Origin of the sequence: Mesorhizobium salmacidum (SeqCode), from assembly GCF_037179605.1 — a bacterium.
Classification (GTDB): domain Bacteria; phylum Pseudomonadota; class Alphaproteobacteria; order Rhizobiales; family Rhizobiaceae; genus Mesorhizobium; species Mesorhizobium salmacidum.
On record NZ_JAPYKS010000003.1, the window covers coordinates 344,069 to 364,231 of the forward strand.

Consider the following 20,163-nt stretch of genomic DNA (forward strand, 5'->3'; position numbering starts at 1 on the left):
AGCGGGGAAGGCGTTTTCGTGCGTAACGCTTACTTGGCGTCGTCGATTGCCTTGACCAGTTCGGTCACGGCCTCGTCCGAGGTCTTGATCTGACCATGGACGAATTTGGAGATGACGTCCTTGTAGGCATTGGCGACAGCCGGGGGCGCGCCATAGCCCTGGGCGAGCGAGCCGAACAGCGTGCCGCCTTCATTGGCCTTCTTCAGGTCGGCAATACCCTTCTTGCCGCAAGCGTCGAAGTCGGTGTCAGGCACGTCGGTGCGGGCCGGAACCGAACCCTTGACGACGTTGAAGGCCGACTGGAAGCTCTTCGACAAAGTGGCGGTGGCGAGTGCAACCTGGGCGGCCTTGCGGTCGTCCGGGACGTTGAACATGCCGAACATGTCGGAGTTGTAGATCACCGAGCCGTCGGTGCCCGGGAAGCGATAGCAGAGGAAGTCGGTGCCCGGGGTCTTGTTGGCGGCGTGGAATTCGCCCTTGGCCCAGTCGCCCATGACCTGCACCAGCGCATCGCCCTTGATGACCATGGCGGTGGCGAGGTTCCAGTCGCGGCCCGAGAAGTTCGGGTCGACATAGGTGACGAGCTTGGCGAGATTGTCGAACGACTTCTTCATCGTGTCGGACTTGAGCGAAGCGTCGTCGAGGTCGTTCATCGCCTTCTTGTAGAACTCCGGCCCGCCGGTCGACAGCACGACGGAATCGAACATGGTGGCTTCCTGCCAGTTCTGACCACCAAGCGCGAGCGGGGTGACGCCGGCCGCCTTGGCCTTGTCGAGCAATGCCACGAAGTCGTCGAAGGTCTTCGGCTCGGTGCCGCCGATCTTGTCCATCACCGCCTTGTTGATCCACAGCCAGTTGACCGAGTGGACGTTGACCGGAGCGGCAACCCACTTGCCGTCATAGACGGCGAATTTCTGCAGGGCGGCCGGAACCGACTTGTCCCAGCCTTCCTTCTTCGCCGTCTCGGTGAGGTCGCCCATGACGCCGGCAGCGGCATAATCGAGCACGGTGTAGCCGAGCATCTGCGAGGCGGTCGGATAGTTGCCGGCCGCGACCATCGCTTTCAGCGCGGTCATGGCGGCATCGCCGCCGCCGCCAGCCACGGGAACGTCCTTCCAGGCATAGCCTTCCTTGGCCAGATCGCCCTTGAGCACGTTGAGAGCAGCCGCTTCGCCGCCCGACGTCCACCAATGCAGCATCTGCACTTCCTTGACATCCTCGGCATGGGCCGCGAAAGCCAGGCCCGAAGCGAGCGCCGTTCCGATAAGCAGTTTGCGCAACATGTACTTCCTCCCTTGTTGCATTACACGACCGGTGGCAGCCCACCGGGTTCTTCCCAACTCAGCCGACCCACCAACCGGTGCGCTGGCCGCGATGAAACTGGATTGTCTTTTCCTCGGTATAGTCCTCGACGGCGCGCTTGCCGAGTTCGCGGCCCAGGCCCGACTGCTTGTAGCCGCCGAACGGCAGTTCGGGATAACCTTCCATGAACGTGTTCACCCAGACCGTCCCCGAACGCACGCCCCGCGCCACCGACATGCAGGTGTCGATGCTGGCGCTCCACACACCCGCCGACAGACCATAGGGCGTGTTGTTGGCGATGTGCAACGCCCTTTCAATCGATTCAAAAGTCAACACCGATAGCACCGGCCCGAACACTTCCTCGCGGGCGACGGCCATGTTTTCGGTGACGTCGCGTAAGATCGTCGGGTCGAGATATTGGCCGGCATTGGAGGGGAGTTGCCCGCCGCCGCTGTAGATGCTGCCGCCGTCACTCGCGGCTGCCGCCACGTAATCCGTCACCTTGGCCAGATGGTCGGACGAAATCATCGCGCCGACCTTGGTCCTGTCATCGAGCGGATCGCCCACGGTAACCTTGGCTGTCAACACCTTCACCGCGGCCAGGAAATCATCGGCGATCGCCTCATGCACGATCAGCCGGCTGCCGGCATTGCAGCATTCGCCGGCATTGAAGAAGCCGCCGAACACCGCTGCGTCGGCCGCCGCCACGAGATCGGCATCGGGAAAGACGATCTGGCCGTTCTTGCCGCCGAGCTCCATCGACACTTTCTTCAGGGAGTTCGAGGCCGCCGCCATGGTCATCTTGCCGACGCGGGTGGAGCCGGTGAACGAAACCATCTCCACCAGGGGATGGCTGACCATCGGCGCGCCGACATCGGGGCCGAGACCGGCGAGGATATTGACGACGCCGGCGGGCACGCCGGCTTCGAGCAGGATGTCGCCAAGCACGAAGGTCGAGGCCGAGGTCATTTCGCTCGGCTTGACCACCGCCGTGCAGCCGGCGGCGAGCGCGAAAGGCAGCTTCTGGCTGACGATGAGAAACGGGAAGTTCCACGGCGTGATGATCGAGACGACGCCGATCGGCTCGCGCAGCACCACACCCAGCATGGCGTCGCCGAGATTGGCGTAGCTTTCACCGTGCAACGTGCGGGCCAGCGAAGCGGCATAGCGCCAGATGTCGACGGCGCCGCCGATCTCGCCGCGCGCCTGGGCGATCGGCTTACCGGATTCCAGCGCATCCAGCCGGGCGATGTCTTCCAGCCGCGCCTCGATCAGGTCGGCGGCCTTGAGCAGGATCGCGGCGCGCTCGGCCGCTTTCATGCGCGGCCAGGGACCGGTCTCGAACGCCCTGTGCGCGGCCTGCATCGCGGCTTCCACTTCGGCGGCACCTGCCTGGGCATAATGTAAACGGTGAAGCCGTGACCGGGGCTCTTGCGTTCCAGCATGCGGCCGTCGCGGGCATCGACATGCTTGCCGTCGATCAGAAGCTTGTATGCCTTGGGAGCCGCGGAGGCCTCGGCAGGCATGGAAATCTTGAGAGGTGCATTCATGTGATTTCCACTCTGTCCTAGGAACGCGAAAACACGGGCTTCTGCTTGGTCTTGAAGGAGCCGACGCCGGCCTTGAGATCGCCGGTGAGCGCTATGAAGCCGCTGGCCAAGGCTTCGGTCGCGGCAGCGCTTTCCTCGCCTTCCGCCACCGCGATCATCAGCTTGGCGGCTTCGATCGCCAGCGGCCCGCGTTCGGCGATTTTTTCAGCCCATGTCTTGGCTTCACCCGACGCTTTGCCGGTTTCGACGATGCGGTCGACGATACCCAGCGCAAGCGCTTCCGCCGCCAGAAAAATCTCGCCACCGACAGCCATACGGCGCACCGTCTGAGCGCCGAGGCGGCGCACCGCGCGTTGCGTGCCGGACCAGCCGGGGACGACGCCGATCGAGGTTTCGGGAAAGCCGAGTTTCACCTGCGTTTCCGCGACGCGAAAATCGCAGGCGACAGCCAATTCGAGCCCACCGCCGAGCGCATGGCCGGACAGAACGGCGATGATCGGCTGCCGCAGCCGTGCCAGCCGGTCGAAGACACGGTGGCCGTAGCGCACCCATTGCACCTGGAAATCGGCGGCACTCATGCCGCCCCAGGCTTCGACATCGCCGCCGGCGCAAAAACCCTTGCCTTCGCCGCATATGAGCACCACCCGCACACCTTCGGCGCTTTCCGCCTCGTCGAGCGCCGCTTCCAGCGCGCGCAGCATCGGGATGTCGAGCGCGTTGAATTTTTCGGGCCGGCGCAAGGTGACGGTGCCGATCGCACCATCCTGCTCGAAGGTGACGAGGCGCTCAGCCATGCGCGCCTCCGAGCGAGGTGCTGCCATTGAGCGAAAGGCCGATCGGCCGATCCTGGTAGAGCGCGGCCGGCGTCACCTTGAGGTCGTTGGCTACATTGAGCGGGATCTCGGCTTGACCAAGCACATCGCGCCCGAGGTCGATGCCCGGCGCCAGTTCCGTCACCATCAGCCCATCTGTCGTCAGCTTCATCACGCAACGCTCGGTCACATAGGTGATATCCTGTCCCTGCGCGACGGCGCGCTTGCCGGAGAAGGAGATGTGCTCGACCGCCTCGACGACTTTCTTGACCTTGCCTTCCGCGTCGATGCGGATGCCGCCATCGGCGAGCGACAGCTTGGCTCCGGCATTGAAGAAGCCGGAAAAGACGATCTTCTTCGCCCGCGACGTGATGTCGACAAAGCCGCCGGCGCCGGCCGTGACATGCGGCCGTGCGGAAAGCTTCGAGACGTTGACCGAGCCGTGGCGGTCGATCTGCAGGAAGGAGAGCAGCGAAGCGTCGAAGCCGCCGGCCTGGAAATAGATGAACTGGTGCGGCGAGGGCATGATCGCCTCGGCATTGGAGGCGCAGCCGAACTTGAAGTCGAGCAGCGGCACGCCGCCGACAGCGCCCTGTTCGATCAGCCAGGTGACCTTGCCGTGCTGGCCTTCTTCCAGAAGGATGCGCGGCACGTTGGCCGAGATGCCGAAGCCGATATTGACGGCCATACCGTCGCGAAGCTCCATGGCGACGCGGCGCGCGATCACCTTCTGAACGTTCATTTCCGGCGTGCGGAAGCTCGACAGCGGCCGGAAGATTTCACCCGAAATTGCCGGATCGTAAGGCGTCAGCGTAGTCTGCAACTGGTCGGGCGCGACGACGATATGATCGACCAGCACGCCCGGCACGCGCACATCATGCGGCTTCAGCGTGCCGTTCTCGACGACGCGCTTGACCTGCGCGATGACGATGCCGCCATTGTTGCGGGCGGCGAGCGCCTGTTCCAGGCCGCCGAGATAGGCGCCCTCATGCTCATAGGTCAGGTTGCCGCGCTCATCCGCCGTGGTGGCGCGGATGATCGAAACCTGGGGCACGATGGCGCGGAAATAGAGCCATTCCTCGCCGTCGAATTGCTGCACCGACACGATCGGCTCGCCGGCGGCGCCGTTCATCGCGCAGCCCTGGTGGCGCGGGTCGGCGAAAGTGTCGAGGCCGACCTTGGTCAGCACGCCCGGCCGCTTGGCCGCGGCCTCGCGGTGCATGTCGAACAGGATGCCGGACGGCACGTTATAGGCGGCGACTGAATTGTCGCCGATCATCTTCCAGATCCGCGGCGGCTCGGCGGAGGAGGGACCCGACGGATAGGAGCCGCACAGCGTACGCTTCAACAGGCCCGGCTTGGCCAGATGATCGATGCCCTTGATGCCATACATGTCGCCGGCGGCGATCGGGTGCAGCGTGGTGATGTCCTTCGGATGGCCCTCGCTGTCAAAGCGTTCACCGATGGCGGCGAGCACGGCGTCCGGGCAGCCGAGGCCGCTCGACGAGGACACCGAGACGACCATACCATCCTTGATCAGGCTGGCTGCCTGCGCCGACGAAATGACCTTGCTCAATTCATGCTCCCGAGTTTCGGGTCGATCTTGACGGCTCTGCCGGAATTGGCCGATTGCAATGCCGCCTCGGCCGCGGCGAGCGACCAGATGCCGTCCTCGCCGGTGGCGGAAGGCTGGCCCTCGCCACGGATCGCGGCATGGAACCGGCGCACCGACCTGACATAGAGATTCTCGCGGTCGGAGCTCAATTCTTCTTCGCCGCTGGCGGTGCGCAGAAGGACAGAGCCGACCGGTTTCTGCGTCATCACGTTACGGGCGATCAGCGAGCCTTGGGAGCCGTGCACCTCGAAGCCGGTGTCGGCAAATCTGGTGGTGAAGCCTTCATGCGATTGCGCGATGAGGCCCGACTCGAAGCGCCAGATGCACATGGCGCCGTCTTCCAGCCCGCCGGCGGCCATACCAGCGGATTGCGTGAAGGCGGAAACCTCGACCGGATCGTCGCCAAGCACGAAGCGCAGCGTGTCGGCATCGTGCACGGTGATGTCGAGCACCACGCCGCCGCCCGCCTCAGGCCTGGCGATGCGCCAACCCTGCAGGTTTTCGGGCAGGTAGACGGCGTGGAAGACCCGCGCGGCGATCGGCTGGCCTATGCGACCGGCGGCAATCGCCTCGCGCACGGCACGGTGCGCGCCGGCGTTGCGCAGATGATGATTGGTTCCGAGCACGATGCCCGCGGCCTTGGCCGCAACGACCATTCTGCGCGCGTCGTCGCTGGTCAGCGCCAGCGGCTTTTCACACAGCACATGCTTTCCCGCCTTGATCGCGGCCAGCGCCTGTTCGAGGTGCAATTCGTTGGTGGTCGAGATGTAGACGGCGTTGATGTCGGATCCGAGCAAGGCATCGAGATTTGATACGGCGGCTGGAATACCATTTTCCCTTGCGTAGGCCGCAGCGCGTTCGGGGTTGGAACTCATTACCGCTGCTATCGCGCCATCGGCTTGCGCGCGAATGGCGTCGATCATGAATTGCCGGGCGATCGTGCTGGCGCCGATCAGCCCCCATTTGACGCTCATGTCGCGGCTCCCGTAGGCGCGGGCCTTTTTTGCGTGCGGCGATCTGGGCCGCAGCTTTCCCTGACCACGAGATTGACGGCGCCGATATGGTCCTCGGCGCGCGTGGTGCGCGACTGGATCATCTTGATCATGACGTGGGCCGCGCGTTCGCCGAGACCGGCGGAGTCCACCGCGACGCTGGTCAGCGGCGGCATATAATGTTCGGCCTCGACCACATCGTCGAAGCCGACGACGGCGAAATCCGGGCCCGGCTCAAGTCCGCGCTTGCGCAGCGCCAGCATGACGCCGAAGGCAACGGCATCGTTGAAGCAGAGCGCCGCGGTTGGCGGCTCCGCCATTGCGAGTGACGTTTCCAGGCAGGCCATGCCGCCCTTGCGGTTGGTCTCGCCCTCGATGATGAGCGCGTCGCGAGCGTCGATGCCGAGCGTCTCGCAGGCCTCGCGAAAGCCGCCCAGCCGCTCATGGTAGACCACCAGATCAGACGAGCCGCCGAAGAAGGCCAGGCGTCGATGTCCCTTGCCGACGAGATGAGCGGTGGCGAGATAGGCGCCCCGATGATTGTCGGGAGCAATCACCGGAATGCGGCTTTCAGGCAGCCGGCGCATGGCGAAGGCAATCGGCAGACCGGCTATTTCCAGCCGCCGGAACGCCCCTGGCGTGGTGCCGCGCGCCGGGGAAACGATGAGCCCGGCGACGCCTTGTTCCATCAGAGACTTCAGCACTTCTTCCTGGCGCACCGGATTTTCGGCCGTGTTGGCGATGAAGGGCACGATGCCGGCCGATTGGAAAACACGCTCCATGCCCACTGCCAGTTCCGCGAAGAACGGATTGGTGAGATCGTTGATGACCATGCCGATGACGTTGGAGTGGGCCTTGCGCAGATTGGCGGCGCCGCGGTTGTAGACATAGCCGACATCCTCGATCGCCTTGCGCACCTTGACCGCGGTTTCGGGGCGGATCAGGCCGCTGCCCTGGAGCACGAGCGACACGGTCGATTTGGACACGCCCGCCTCGCGGGCAATGTCGAAGATCGTCGCCTTGGCCCGACTGGCCATCCTGGTATCCTCCCGGTTTTCTAAATCGACTTTTATTGGAACGTTCTAATCTCTGCTTCGTAGGCAAGTCAATCGGGATTTTTTCTCAATCAGAAGGAAGCGATCATATGTGGTCAAGCAATATGCCATCCAAGGGCCCTTTGTGCTGCAACGCAGCATTGGCCGGCCGGCCATTTCGAATCCTAGAGGTTCTTGATTTATTGGAACGTTCCATTTAATAGGCGTCGAAAAGGGAGAGATCGATGGATATTGCCTTGCCGGGCGAGAGTGGCCGCAGCACACGTTACGCGCTTGTCGGACAGCCGGTCCAGCCGGTGATCGGCGCACGGTTCCCGCGCATCGCCTATGCCGCCGCGCATGTCGTTGCCGATCCCCTCAAGATGACTGATCCGTGGTCGCGGCCCGTGGTCGACTGGAACAGGACGATGGCGTTTCGTCATCATCTGTGGCGCCTCGGCTTCCGCATCGCAGAGGCCATGGACACGTCGCAGCGCGGCATGGGCTTCGATTGGATACATGCGCAGGAATTGATCCGCCGTTCAATCGCGGAGGCGCGAACCGTCGCTGGCGCCGATCTCGCGTCGGGTGCCGGAACCGACCATCTGGCGCCGGCATCGGCCAGGACACTGGACGATGTGATCGCCGCCTATGAGGAGCAGTTCGCTTTCATCGAAGGCCAGGGCGGCAAGGCGATCATGATGGCCAGCCGCGCCCTGGCGGCCGTGGCGAAGGGGCCCGACGATTACGCCCTGGTTTACGACCGCATATTGGGCCAAGCCTCCGGCAAGGTCATCCTGCACTGGCTGGGCGACATGTTCGATCCGGCCTTGAGGGGCTATTGGGGCAGCGGCGATTTCGGGACCGCACTCGATACGGTGGTCGCCATCATCCAGCGCCACGCCGGCAAGGTCGAAGGCATCAAGATATCGCTGCTCGACGCCGGCAAGGAGGTGGCGCTCAGGAACCGGCTGCCGGACGGCGTGTTGATGTTCACCGGCGACGACTTCAATTATCCCGAACTGATCGCCGGAGACGGCAAGCGGCACTCGCACGCATTGCTCGGCATTTTCGACGCGATCGCCCCGGTTGCCAATGCCGCGCTGGCGAAGCTGGCTGACGGCGATCGTGCCGGCTACGACGCGCTGATGGCGCCGACCGTGCCGCTGTCACGAAAAATCTTCGAGGCGCCGACCGAATATTATAAAGCCGGCATCGTCTTCATGGCCTGGCTGAATGGCCACCAGGATCATTTCGCGATGGTCGGCGGCATGCAGTCGGCGCGCGGCATTCGCCATTATGCCGATGTCTTCCGCCTTGCCGACCAGGCTGGCCTGCTGGCCGATCCGGAGATGGCGGTTGCCAGGATGAAGAGCCTCTGCGCCGTCGCGGGCGTCTAAACGAGTTTCGCGATCGGATCAGCCGTCGTCCATCCCAGTCGGCGCCAAGACGGGCGCTCCGCGATGCAAGGTCCGATTGTCCGGGTTGGATGGTGGGCGTGACAGGGATTGAACCTGTGACCCCTGCAATGTCAATGCAGTGCTCTCCCGCTGAGCTACACGCCCATCCGAAGCCGCGCATACACCATTTTTGGTCCGGCGCGTCAATAGCAGGAAAAGAGGAAATACATGTCGTCTCGCCGCGGCTGTGGATTGACGCCCGGCGGCTTGCGGGAGGCGGCTCAGGCCGCCTGCAGCATCTTCTCGACCTCGTTGACGAGATCGCGCAAGTGGAAGGGCTTGGACAGCACCTTGGCGTCTTTCGGCGCCTTGGAATCCGGGTTCAGCGCAACGGCGGCAAAACCGGTGATGAACATCACCTTGAGGTCGGGGTCGATCTCCGTGGCGCGACGCGCCAGCTCGATGCCGTCCATCTCCGGCATGACAATGTCGGTCAGAAGCAGCGAGAACGGTTCCTCGCGCAGCCGCTCATAGGCGCTGGCGCCGTTGTCGAAATCGCTGACCTGATAGCCGGCGCGCTCCAGCGCCTTGACGAGGAACCGACGCATATCGTCGTCGTCTTCCGCCAGAAGAATGCGTGCCATGATATCCCGTCCGAATCACCCGCCCGAGACTGCCGTGGGGCAGGCCCGTTAACCATCCTGTATATGAGGAGGTGAGAGTAAACATCAAGTGAACGCGGACGCGCTTGACCCACATTTGCCCAGCGGCACGACCGCCGAAATGCTGGACATGCGGCCAGCAAGGTGGCAGTTTCATGCCATGATGCACTGGTGTTTTCGGGTTCGTTCAAATTGAAGACGGCAGCCGAGGATTTTTCGGTCTTTCCACCCTTCGAAATCCGTTCGGGCGCCGAGCAGCGCGTCCCCTTTCTCTTCAATTCACCGCATAGCGGCCGTTACTATCCCGAACGCTTCCTCGCCATGGCAAGGCTCGATCGCAACGCCATCCGCCGCTCGGAGGATTGCTATGTCGACGAGCTGTTCGGCGGCGCCGTGGCGCTGGGCGCGCCGATGCTGGCGGCGAATTTCCCGCGTGCCTATCTCGACGTCAACCGTGAGCCCTGGGAACTCGACCCGCGCATGTTCGCCGAGCCGGTGCCGTCCTTCTGCAACATCCGCTCCGCGCGCGTGGCCGGCGGGCTCGGCACCGTGCCGAAGCTGGTGGGCGAGGGGCTCGACATCTATGCGGGCCGCTTGCCGCTCGCCGAGGCGGTTGCCCGCATCGAGGCCGTCTACAAGCCCTATCACGAAACGCTGAAGCGGCTTTTGACCAGGACCCACGCCCGTTTCGGCTTTGCCGTGCTGATCGACTGCCACTCGATGCCGGCGAGCATACGCGTCGGTGACAACGGGCTGCGGCCGGATTTCATCATCGGCGACCGTTTCGGCATCTCGGCCACCGCTGCCCTGACCGAAACCGCGATCGGCCTGCTGACCGCGATGGGCTATACCGTCGCTCACAACAAGCCTTACGCCGGCGGTTTCATCACGGAACACTATGGCCGCCCGGCGCATCATCTGCATGCGCTGCAGATCGAGGTCAATCGCGGGCTCTACATGAATGAGCGGACATTCGAGAAAGCCGCCGGCTTCGACGCTCTGGCCGACGATCTGACGCGATTTTCAGCCGACCTGATGGCGATGCCAGACCATCATTTCATCGACCTGCCGCTGGCGGCGGAGTGAAGATCACGCCTTGTCTCATGCGTGCCACTGCCCAATACCATTTGCAGTAATTGGACCTTTGCAGTTTTTGGACGGCACGCTCCGGGAGCGGCGGTGAAAAAAAGACCGCATCGTTTGCACGATACGGTCGAAGTCTAGGGAGGAAACGCCCAAGGAGGGCATGGACAGGAAACCCTGTCCGGGATTGAGGGTATTGTGCAGCGCACAAATGTCAAGCGACGTTTAGGCTTTTTTAATTCAGAGTGATGTGGAAATTGCGTTTCGTTGGCGGGACCGTGACATTTGGGCAACAGATGTCGCTGGCGAATAATCCTCGAACACCCTTGTTTTGGCACGAAAGTGGCGGCAAACGACAGTCCGAGCATGCCGTAATTCGGGAGAATCAGTTGGACATCAGCATCGACTTCATGCGCCGCATCGCGCAAGCGGCGGCGGCGGAGACCTTGCCGCGCTTTCGCGCCCAAGGTGCGGTCGCCAACAAGGAGAAGGGCAGTTTCGACCCGGTCACCGAGGCCGACCGCGAGGCCGAGCGCGCCATCCGGGCGCTGATATCGGCCGAGTATCCCGATCACGGTATCCTGGGCGAAGAGCATGGCAGCGAGAACATCTCCAGCCGGCATGTCTGGGTGATCGATCCGATCGACGGCACGCGCGCCTTCATCTCCGGCCTGCCGGTATGGGGGACATTGGTCGGGCTGACGATCGATGGTGACGCGGTCGCCGGCATGATGGCCCAGCCCTTCACCGGCGAGCTGTTCTACGCCAATGGCTCCGGCTCGCACTATGAGGGACCGGGAGGTCCGCGAAAACTGTCGACCCGCAAGACGACGAAGCTGGCCGAGGCGACGTTGTTCACCACAACGCCGGCGCTGTTCAAGGGCGAGGCGCGCAATCGCTACGACGCGTTCGAGCGGCAAATCCAGCTCGCCCGTTATGGCGCCGATTGCTATGCCTTCGCCATGATCGCCTCGGGGAGCGTCGACATCGTCGCCGATCCTGGATTGAAGCCCTACGACATCGTGGCGCTGATCCCGATCATCGAGAAAGCCGGCGGGGTCGTCACCACTTTCGACGGCGGACCGGCGGAGAATGGCGGCGATGTTCTGGCGGCGGCGACACCGGAGCTTCATGCCGCCGCCATGGCCGCCCTGCGCGGCTGATATCACTTTGGTCAGCGCGGCCTTATCGAGCGCTGGAATTCCGCAGGGGTGCGCCCGTAGACCTGCCGGAATGCCGCCTGCGTCTGGGAGAGGTCAGGCCGTCGGATCGTCCGAGCCGGGGACGAAGGCGTCGAAGGCGGCGAGGAATTGTTCGCGGTAGAGGTCGGCTTCCTGCAGGATTTCGTGTTTGGCGCCGTCGATCATCAACAGCGAACCGAGTCTCAAATTTCTCGCATATGCTTCCACCGCCTTGGTTGAGACGACCTGGTCGGCGCCGGCGGCGATGATCAGCAGAGGCACCTGAATGCGGGCCATGAAGTCGGGGTCGCTTATGGCTTCCGACGCCTTCGCCGCCGCCTGCAGCCAGCGGACAGTCGGGCCGCCAAGTGCCAGTTGCGGATATTCTTCATAGATGCGCGTGTTGCGGCGATAGCGTTGCGGATCTGATGTCACCTTGTTGACCTCGAAGGGCAGCGTCTGTCTCGGGCGTGGACCCCAGGCGGCATAGAGCCTGCCGAGCCCCAGGGCGCAGAAAATCGAACAGACCCGGCGCACCGTCCCTATCGAGACCGGCAGGTCGGGCAACGTCAGGAATGGCGCGATCAGCACCATGCGCCGCACGCGGTTCACCATCGACGGCGCGGCAAGCAGCGTGATTACCGCCCCGGCGGAATGAGCGAGGATGTAATAGGGTCCACGGCAGTCCGGCAGCACGATCTCCTCGAAGAACTGCTCCAGATCGGCCGTATAGTCGCGGAACGACCTGACATAGCCGCGCTGGCGATCGCGGATCAGCCGGTCGGAATCGCCCTGACCGCGCCAGTCGAGGGTGGCGACACCGAAGCCCCGCGCGGCAAGGTCGCGGATGGTCTCGAAATATTTCTCGATGCACTCGTTGCGGCCGCCGAGCAGCACCACGGTGCCCCGCATTGGACGCGCCACCGCCGCGAACAGGCCATAACGGATCTTCTTGCCGTCGCGCGTGGTGAAAAAGCCGCCCGTGACGTTTTCCGGTCGCGGATTGCCTTCCACTTCGTGAAAAAGGGGTGTGTCGTGGAAAAGATCCGTCATTCGGCGCTTTGTGCTCGGCGTCTTGGCGCGCCAGCCCTTCACGGCCAGCCTCGTCAAGGTGATAGACGCCCACACATCAAAAGCAAAGCAAATCCGGGTTACGGAGGCCCGCAACGGGGAAGGCCGGAAGCGGCTTTTGAGCGCGCTTCCGGCCCCTGTCGATCCGGGAGGAAGGGACGTTAACACCCGGTTCGGCCTCGATGCGGCACCTCTGCAAATCCGGCGCCGCCAATCCTTGATCTTGAAAGCCACTTTAGCGGCGGCTGTCTGAACGGGCGCCGAAGCGCCGGTTCATCTGCCGTTCATCAAAGGCCGGCGGCCACTCTTTTTGCCGTCAAACGAAACTTGAAATGCTTTCGAGCGCTCCCCAGATGTGGGTTGCGGCCGCCAATGTCGGGGCCGCTGGTCCAGCCGAAACGCCGCTTACGGGTTTCGCACCGGCCATACGCAAACCATGTTGCTCAACAGGAGAACACCTCATGCGTCACGTTGATTTTTCCCCGCTTTACCGTTCGACCGTCGGCTTCGACCGTCTCTTCACCATGCTCGATTCGCTCGCGCAGCCCGATGGCGCGCAGACCTATCCGCCCTACAACATCGAGCGCACCGGCGAGGATTCCTACCGCATCTCGATGGCGGTTGCCGGCTTCTCGGATGACGAGATCTCCATCGAGGCCCACCGCAACGTGCTGACCGTGAAGGGTGAGCGCAAGGACGAGGGCACCGGCGAAGGCTCCGAGCTGCTCTATCGCGGCATTGCCTCCAGGGCTTTCGAGCGCCGCTTCCAGCTTGCCGATCACGTTGAAGTCGTCGGCGCCGCGCTGAAGAACGGTCTGCTCTTCGTCGACCTCAAGCGCAACATTCCCGAAGAGCTGAAGCCGCGCAAGATCGCGATCACCTCGGCTCCGGCCAAGGCCAAGCAGATCGAGGCCAAGACGGCAGCCTAAGGGTTTAGTCTCCCTCCCGAGACGGAAAGCGGCGCCGAAAGGCGCCGCTTTTTTGTTGTCGCGAAGGCTGATTATCCCGCGATCAGCTGGCCAAAGCGGTCGACTTCCTCCGAGGTCGTCGCAAAGCTGGTGACGAAGCGATAGAGCAGCTCGTCCTCGCCGATATGGCCGTCGAAGCCGTGCGGCCTGTGCCAGTCGTAGAAGGCCGCGCCCGCCGCCTGCAGCTTCTCGGCTTCCGTTTTCTTGATCACCGCGAAGACTTCGTTGGCCTGCGGCAGCCAGGCGAGCTTTGCCGTGGCCGAATCCTCGATCGCGGCCGCCAGGCGCGCGGCCATGGCATTGGCATGCCTGGCGGTATCGAGCCACAGCCCATCCTTGAAATAGGCTTCGAACTGCGCCGCGACGAAACGCGACTTCGAAAACAGCTGGGCGGCACGCTTGCGCAGGAAGGCCAATTCCTTGGCGCGGTCAAGATCGAACAGCACGATCGCCTCGGCGCACCAGCAGCCGTTCTTGGTGCCGCCGAAGGACAGGATGTCGACGCCGCGTTTCCAGGTCATTTCAGCCGGCGTGGTGTCGAGCGCGACCAGCGCATTGGCGAAGCGGGCGCCGTCCATGTGGAGCGGCACGGAATGGTGTTTTGCGATCGCCGCAATCGCGGCAATGTCGTCCAGGCCATAGATCGTGCCGACCTCGGTCGACTGGGTGACCGAAACGGCCATCGGCCGGCCCCAATGGACTACCTCGCCGGCGAAACGGCCGATCGCCTTGTCCAGATTATGTGGCTCGATCTTGCCCAGCGGGCCGTCGACGGCGTGAAGCCGCGAGCCGCCGGAAAAATGTTCCGGCGCGCCGCACTCGTCCTCGATGATATGCGATTCGCGGTGGGCGAAGGAAATGCCGCCGGGCTTGTTATAGGCCGTCAGCGACAGCGAATTGGCGGCGGTGCCGGTCGCCACGAAGAACACGGCCACTTCGCGCTCGAAAATCTCGCTGAAGCGCTGATAGACGGTTTGGTCGAGGGCACCATCGCCATAGGCGGTCGAAAAGCCGGCGGTGTGGGCCGAAAGGCCGGCTGCAATGCTTGGATGGGCGCCTGCCCAATTGTCGGAAGCGAAGAACATGCGTCTGCCTGTGCTGGGGAAATCGCCGGGACCTTGACCGGTTTCATGACCCGCCCGCAAGAGCCAGACACAAGAAAACGGGTAAAGCCAGCGTCGGGCTCGCGGCGTCTTCAGAGACCGAAGCTTACGTTTTGCAGCCGCCTCACGAAATTTTGTGTCGCGGCGCGGCCAAGTTTTTTGTGAATCGGTCTTGTATGGGTCCTGGATTTCTGTCATAAAAATTTAGGACAGTAGTGCTGTCTTATTTTGTCGCACAAAACAGGCTGGATTGGCGTATCGTTTAGGCCACTCCGGCTTTTGCCGCGAGCGACAGGTGGACGGACCAGCTCTGGCCTGTACGATACCGGATGTGAACCAGCGGCGCGCCGCTTGGTTCGGCGATTTCGCAAGACGTGCCGCAAGGATGAAGGGCGAGCCCAAGTGCTCGCCAAGGCAAACCAGCGCCCCCAGGCTGACCAAGGCCAAGTGGCGCGGAACGGAGGATAGGACGATGACGGAATTGACGCTCTCTGCGACGAACGGCCAGGCCGCGCAGACGAAAGCGGCCGCCGTCAAAAATACCTCCACCAAAAATCGCGCGACCACCGGCGGCCTCACCGCCCAGGGACTCTACGATCCGCGCAACGAACATGACGCCTGCGGTGTCGGCTTCATCGTCAACATGAAGGGCGTGAAGTCGCATCAGATCGTCAAGGACGGGCTTGCGGTGCTCGAGAACCTGACGCATCGCGGCGCCGTCGGTGCCGATCCGCTGGTCGGCGATGGCGCCGGCGTGCTGGTGCAGCTTCCGGATCTTTTTTTCCGTGAGGAGATGGCGGCCCAAGGGATCGATCTGCCACCGGTAGGCCAGTATGGCGTCGGACACTGGTTCATGCCGCAGGATGCCATCCTTCGGGCCCATGTCGAAGAGATCATTGCGGAATCGGCGCAGTCCGAAGGGCTGCCGCTGCTGGGATTCCGTGACGTGCCCGTCGATAATTCGTCGCTGTCGAAGGCGGCTGACATCGTCGCGTCCGAGCCCTTCCACCGCCAGGTCTTCATCGGCCGCACGGCTGATATCACCGACGACGAGGAATACGAGGCCAGGCTCTATCTGTTGCGCAAGGTCATCTCGGGCCGCATCTACGCCGAGAACGACAACAAGGATATCGGCGCCTATTGCGTGTCGCTGTCGGCGCGCACCATCGTCTACAAGGGCATGTTCCTGGCCTACCAGGTCGGCGCCTATTACAAGGACCTCAAGGACCCGCGTTTCGAGACCGCGCTGATCCTCGTCCACCAGCGCTTCTCGACCAACACCTTCCCGTCGTGGAAGCTGGCGCATCCCTACCGCATGGTCGCGCACAATGGCGAGATCAACACCGTGCGCGGCAACAACAACTGGATGGCTGCGCGCCAGGCGTCGGTCGATTCCGAACTGTTCGGCAACAACATCTCGAAGCTCTGGCCGATCTCCTATGACGGCCAGTCCGATACGGCTTGCTTCGACAACGCGCTCGAGTTCCTGTTCCAGGGCGGCTACAGCCTCAGCCACGCCATGATGATGCTGATTCCGGAAGCCTGGGCCGGCAACAAGCTCATGGATGCCGACCGCAAGGCTTTCTACGAGTACCATGCGGCGTTGATGGAGCCGTGGGATGGGCCGGCGGCGGTCGCTTTCACCGATGGACGCCAGATCGGCGCCACGCTCGACCGCAATGGATTGCGCCCTGCACGCTACATCGTCACCGATGACGACCGCGTCATCATGGCTTCGGAAGCCGGCGTGCTGCCGGTGCCGGAGGAAAAGATCGTCCAGAAGTGGCGGCTACAGCCCGGCCGCATGCTTCTGATCGACCTGGCCAAGGGCCGCATCGTCCCCGACGAGGAGATCAAGTCGGAGATCGCGACCAAGCACCCGTACAAGACCTGGCTTGGCAATACGCAGCTCATCCTGGAAGATTTGAAGCCGGTCGAGCCTCGCGCGCTGCGCAAGGATGTCAGCCTGCTCGATCGCCAGCAGGCGTTCGGCTACACTCAGGAAGACACCAAGCTGTTGATGTCGCCGATGGCGACCACCGGCCAGGAAGCGGTGGGCTCGATGGGCACCGACACGCCGATTTCGGCGATGTCGGACAAGTCGAAGCTGCTCTACACCTATTTCAAGCAGAACTTCGCCCAGGTCACCAACCCGCCGATCGACCCGATCCGCGAGGAGCTGGTGATGAGCCTGGTGTCCTTCATTGGACCGCGGCCGAACATCTTCGACCTGGTCGGCAATTCGCGGCGCAAGCGCCTCGAGGTGCGCCAGCCGATCCTGACCAATGGCGACCTCGAGAAGATCCGCTCCATCGGCCACACCGAGGACCGTTTCGACACCAAGACGATCGACATCACCTATGGATCGAGCGAGGGCGCTGCCGGTATGCAGGGCGCCGTCGAACGTTTGTGCGAGCGGGCCGAAGCGGCGGTCGCCGGCGGCTACAACATCATCATACTGTCCGACCGCCAGCTCGGGCCGGACCGCATCGCCATTCCGGCACTGCTGGCGACGGCCGCCGTGCACCACCACCTGATCCGCAAGGGACTGCGCACCGCGGTCGGCCTGGTCGTCGAATCCGGCGAGCCGCGCGAGGTGCATCATTTCTGCTGCCTCGCCGGCTATGGCGCGGAAGCGATCAATCCCTATCTCGCCTTCGACACGCTGCTCGACATGCACAAGCGCGGCGAACTGCCCGAAGAGGTCGACGCCTATGAAGTGGTGTCGCGCTACATCAAGTCGATCGGCAAGGGTATCCTCAAGGTGATGTCCAAGATGGGGATCTCGACCTATCAGTCTTATTGCGGTGCGCAGATATTCGACGCTATCGGGCTGAAGTCGGATTTCGTGCAGCAATACTTCACCGGCACCGCGACGCTGATCGAAGGCGTCGGACTGGATGAGGTCGCAGGCGAAACCGTCAGTCGCCACACGGACGGTTTCGGCAGCGATCCGGTGCTGCGCAACAGCCTGGAGGTCGGCGGCGAATATCTGTTCCGCATGCGCGGCGAGGCGCATATGTGGTCGCCCGACGCGGTCGCCACCTTGCAGCACGCGGTGCGCCAGGGATCGTGGGAGACGTTCAAGGACTATTCGGCGCAAATCGACAGCGAGACGGCCCGCGCCCAGACCATCCGCGGCCTGTTCAAGATCAAGCTGGCGGGTGAGACCGGCCGCACGAAGGTCGCACTCGACGACGTGATGCCGGCGGCCGACATCGTCAAGCGCTTCTCGACCGGGGCGATGTCGTTCGGCTCGATTTCCAGGGAAGCGCACACCACGCTGGCACGTGCCATGAACCAGATCGGCGGCAAGTCGAACACCGGTGAAGGCGGCGAAGAGGCTGATCGCTATCTGCCGCTGCCTGGCGGCGGCAAGAATCCGGAACGCTCGGCGATCAAGCAGGTCGCTTCGGGACGGTTCGGCGTGACTGCGGAATATCTCGTCAACTCCGACATGATGCAGATCAAGGTCGCGCAAGGCGCCAAGCCCGGCGAGGGCGGGCAGTTGCCAGGTCACAAGGTCGACGCCACCATCGCCAAGGTGAGGCACTCGACGCCTGGCGTCGGCCTGATCTCGCCGCCGCCGCACCACGATATCTACTCGATCGAGGACCTGGCGCAGCTGATCTACGATCTGAAGAACGTCAATCCGGCGGCCGACGTGTCGGTCAAGCTGGTGTCGGAAGTCGGTGTCGGCACGGTCGCGGCCGGTGTCGCCAAGGCGCGCGCCGACCACATCACCATTTCGGGCTATGATGGCGGCACCGGTGCCTCGCCGCTGACCTCACTCAAGCATGCCGGCAGCCCGTGGGAAATGGGCCTTGCCGAGACGCACCAGACGCTGGTGCTGAACGGCCTGCGCTCACGCGTGGCGCTGCAGGTCGACGGCGGTTTGCGCACCGGGCGCGACGTCATCATCGGCGCGCTGCTCGGCGCCGACGAGTTCGGCTTCTCGACCGCGCCGCTGATCGCGGCCGGCTGCATCATGATGCGCAAGTGCCACCTCAACACCTGCCCGGTCGGTGTGGCGACGCAGGACCCGGTGCTGCGCAAGCGCTTCAAGGGCACGCCCGAGCACGTTATCAACTTCTTCTTCTTCGTGGCGGAAGAGGTGCGGGCGCTGCTCGCCGAGATGGGCTTCACCCATATCGACCAGATCATCGGCGACGCCGACCTTCTGGAAAAGCGCGACGTGATCCAGCACTGGAAGGCGCGCGGGCTCGACTTCTCGAAGATGTTCTACAAGCCCGATGCGCCGCATGAAGCAGTGCACTGGACCGAACGGCAGAAGCACCCGATCGACGATGTGCTCGACCGCAAGCTGATCGAACTGGCCAGGCCCGCGCTGGAGACCAAGCAGCCGGTCAAGATCGAAGTCGACATCCGCAATGTCGATCGCTCGACGGGCGCCATGCTGTCGGGTGAGGTGGCCAAGCGCTTCAGGCACAAGGGCCTGCGCGAGGACACGATCCAGGTCAAGCTCACCGGAACCGCGGGGCAGTCCTTCGGCGCTTTTCTGGCGCGCGGCATCTCGTTCGAGCTCGTCGGTGCCGGCAACGACTATGTCGGCAAGGGCCTGTCGGGCGGACGCATCGTCATCCGGCCGCCGCAAGAGGCCAGGATCGTCGCGGCCGACTCCATCATCGTCGGCAACACGGTGCTCTATGGCGCGACCGAGGGCGAGGCCTATTTCGCCGGCGTAGCGGGCGAGCGTTTCGCCGTGCGCAATTCGGGCGTGGCAGCCGTCGTCGAAGGCGTTGGCGACCATGGCTGCGAATACATGACCGGCGGCGTCGTCGTCGTCATCGGCAAAACCGGCCGCAACTTCGCCGCCGGCATGTCGGGCGGTGTCGCCTATGTGCTGGACGAGGCGGGCGATTTCGCCGAGCGCTGCAACATGGCCATGGTCGAGCTGGAGCCGGTGCCGGAAGAAGACGACCTCATGGAAAAGCTGCTGCACCATGGCGGCGACCTCGACCACAAGGGTCGCGTCGACGTGTCGGGCGACATGACCAGCCATGACGAGGAGCGGCTTTACCAACTGATCTCGAACCACGTGCACTATACGGGTTCGGTGCGCGGCCGCGAGATCCTCGACGACTGGACGATTTTCCGGCCGAAATTCCGCAAGATCATGCCGGTCGAATACCGCCGCGCGCTGATCGAGATGGAACGCATGCGCATGGGCGTCGCGGCCGAATAGATTTTTGAGAATTGCCGGGGAGCCTAGGCTTCCCGGCCCCTTTCATCGACAGTTTGACCTCGGGCTCAAGGTTGCCATGGCTGCCTCAAGAGGTTAACGGGGTGCGGCGAAACCCGCACCATCTGGACAGCAGGAACTGGACTATGGGCAAGGTAACAGGCTTTCTCGAAATCGACCGGCAGGT

General features: G+C 63.4%; 13 protein-coding genes, 1 tRNA gene and 1 pseudogene. 5 read left to right on the plus strand and 10 right to left on the minus strand.

From position 1 onward, the window contains the following. Positions 1-29: 29 nt before the first annotated feature. From O7A60_RS06270 to O7A60_RS06295, 6 genes and pseudogenes are all read right to left on the minus strand, one after another. Complete coding sequence (locus O7A60_RS06270; protein ID WP_337105540.1) at positions 30-1,283, minus strand: ABC transporter substrate-binding protein; 1,254 nt, start codon at positions 1,281-1,283, stop codon at positions 30-32. A gap of 58 nt (positions 1,284-1,341) precedes the next feature. Then, positions 1,342-2,852, minus strand: a pseudogene (locus O7A60_RS06275) (aldehyde dehydrogenase family protein). Between the two features lie 17 nt (positions 2,853-2,869). Next, entirely contained in the window at positions 2,870-3,646 is a 777-nt protein-coding gene (locus O7A60_RS06280; protein ID WP_337105541.1) for an enoyl-CoA hydratase/isomerase family protein, read from the minus strand. Continuing rightward, positions 3,639-5,240: an acyl CoA:acetate/3-ketoacid CoA transferase gene (locus O7A60_RS06285; RefSeq protein ID WP_337105542.1), complete on the minus strand. Its 1,602-nt coding sequence runs from the start codon at positions 5,238-5,240 to the stop codon at positions 3,639-3,641. Before O7A60_RS06285 ends, O7A60_RS06280 begins: the two co-directional genes overlap by 8 nt. After that, positions 5,237-6,253 carry a Gfo/Idh/MocA family protein gene (locus tag O7A60_RS06290; RefSeq protein ID WP_337105543.1) on the minus strand — a complete coding sequence of 339 codons (1,017 nt, stop codon included), beginning with the start codon at positions 6,251-6,253 and terminating at the stop codon, positions 5,237-5,239. Before O7A60_RS06290 ends, O7A60_RS06285 begins: the two co-directional genes overlap by 4 nt. Continuing rightward, on the minus strand, positions 6,250-7,308 hold the full coding sequence (locus tag O7A60_RS06295) for a LacI family DNA-binding transcriptional regulator (protein WP_027142938.1): 1,059 nt from the start codon (positions 7,306-7,308) through the stop codon (positions 6,250-6,252). Before O7A60_RS06295 ends, O7A60_RS06290 begins: the two co-directional genes overlap by 4 nt. Before the next feature lie 242 nt (positions 7,309-7,550). On the opposite strand from O7A60_RS06295, the gene O7A60_RS06300 reads away from it, so the two are divergent. Further along, positions 7,551-8,705: a dihydrodipicolinate synthase family protein gene (locus O7A60_RS06300; protein WP_337105544.1), complete on the plus strand. Its 1,155-nt coding sequence runs from the start codon at positions 7,551-7,553 to the stop codon at positions 8,703-8,705. A gap of 90 nt (positions 8,706-8,795) precedes the next feature. Here the strand turns inward: O7A60_RS06300 and O7A60_RS06305 are convergent. After that, positions 8,796-8,870: transfer RNA gene (locus tag O7A60_RS06305), tRNA-Val, on the minus strand. 116 nt (positions 8,871-8,986) lie between these two features. Continuing rightward, positions 8,987-9,349 carry a cell cycle two-component system response regulator CpdR gene (gene cpdR, locus O7A60_RS06310; RefSeq protein WP_006199474.1) on the minus strand — a complete coding sequence of 121 codons (363 nt, stop codon included), beginning with the start codon at positions 9,347-9,349 and terminating at the stop codon, positions 8,987-8,989. 162 nt (positions 9,350-9,511) lie between these two features. Here cpdR and O7A60_RS06315 point away from each other — a divergent pair, with 162 nt between their 5' ends. Together O7A60_RS06315 and hisN are read left to right on the plus strand one after the other, a co-directional pair. After that, complete coding sequence (locus O7A60_RS06315; RefSeq protein ID WP_337105545.1) at positions 9,512-10,453, plus strand: N-formylglutamate amidohydrolase; 942 nt, start codon at positions 9,512-9,514, stop codon at positions 10,451-10,453. 386 nt (positions 10,454-10,839) lie between these two features. After that, complete coding sequence (hisN, locus tag O7A60_RS06320) at positions 10,840-11,613, plus strand: histidinol-phosphatase (protein ID WP_337105546.1); 774 nt, start codon at positions 10,840-10,842, stop codon at positions 11,611-11,613. A gap of 93 nt (positions 11,614-11,706) precedes the next feature. Here the strand turns inward: hisN and O7A60_RS06325 are convergent, their stop codons facing one another. Then, on the minus strand, positions 11,707-12,684 hold the full coding sequence (locus O7A60_RS06325; RefSeq protein ID WP_337105547.1) for an alpha/beta hydrolase: 978 nt from the start codon (positions 12,682-12,684) through the stop codon (positions 11,707-11,709). A gap of 479 nt (positions 12,685-13,163) precedes the next feature. On the opposite strand from O7A60_RS06325, the gene O7A60_RS06330 reads away from it, so the two are divergent. After that, entirely contained in the window at positions 13,164-13,631 is a 468-nt protein-coding gene (locus O7A60_RS06330) for an Hsp20 family protein (protein ID WP_027142918.1), read from the plus strand. A 71-nt stretch (positions 13,632-13,702) separates the two neighbouring features. On the opposite strand, the gene O7A60_RS06335 is transcribed toward O7A60_RS06330, so the two are convergent. Continuing rightward, complete coding sequence (locus O7A60_RS06335) at positions 13,703-14,755, minus strand: threonine aldolase family protein (RefSeq protein ID WP_337105548.1); 1,053 nt, start codon at positions 14,753-14,755, stop codon at positions 13,703-13,705. 490 nt (positions 14,756-15,245) lie between these two features. Here O7A60_RS06335 and gltB point away from each other — a divergent pair, with 490 nt between their 5' ends. Next, positions 15,246-19,979: a glutamate synthase large subunit gene (gltB, locus tag O7A60_RS06340; protein WP_337105549.1), complete on the plus strand. Its 4,734-nt coding sequence runs from the start codon at positions 15,246-15,248 to the stop codon at positions 19,977-19,979. Positions 19,980-20,163 lie beyond the last annotated feature (184 nt).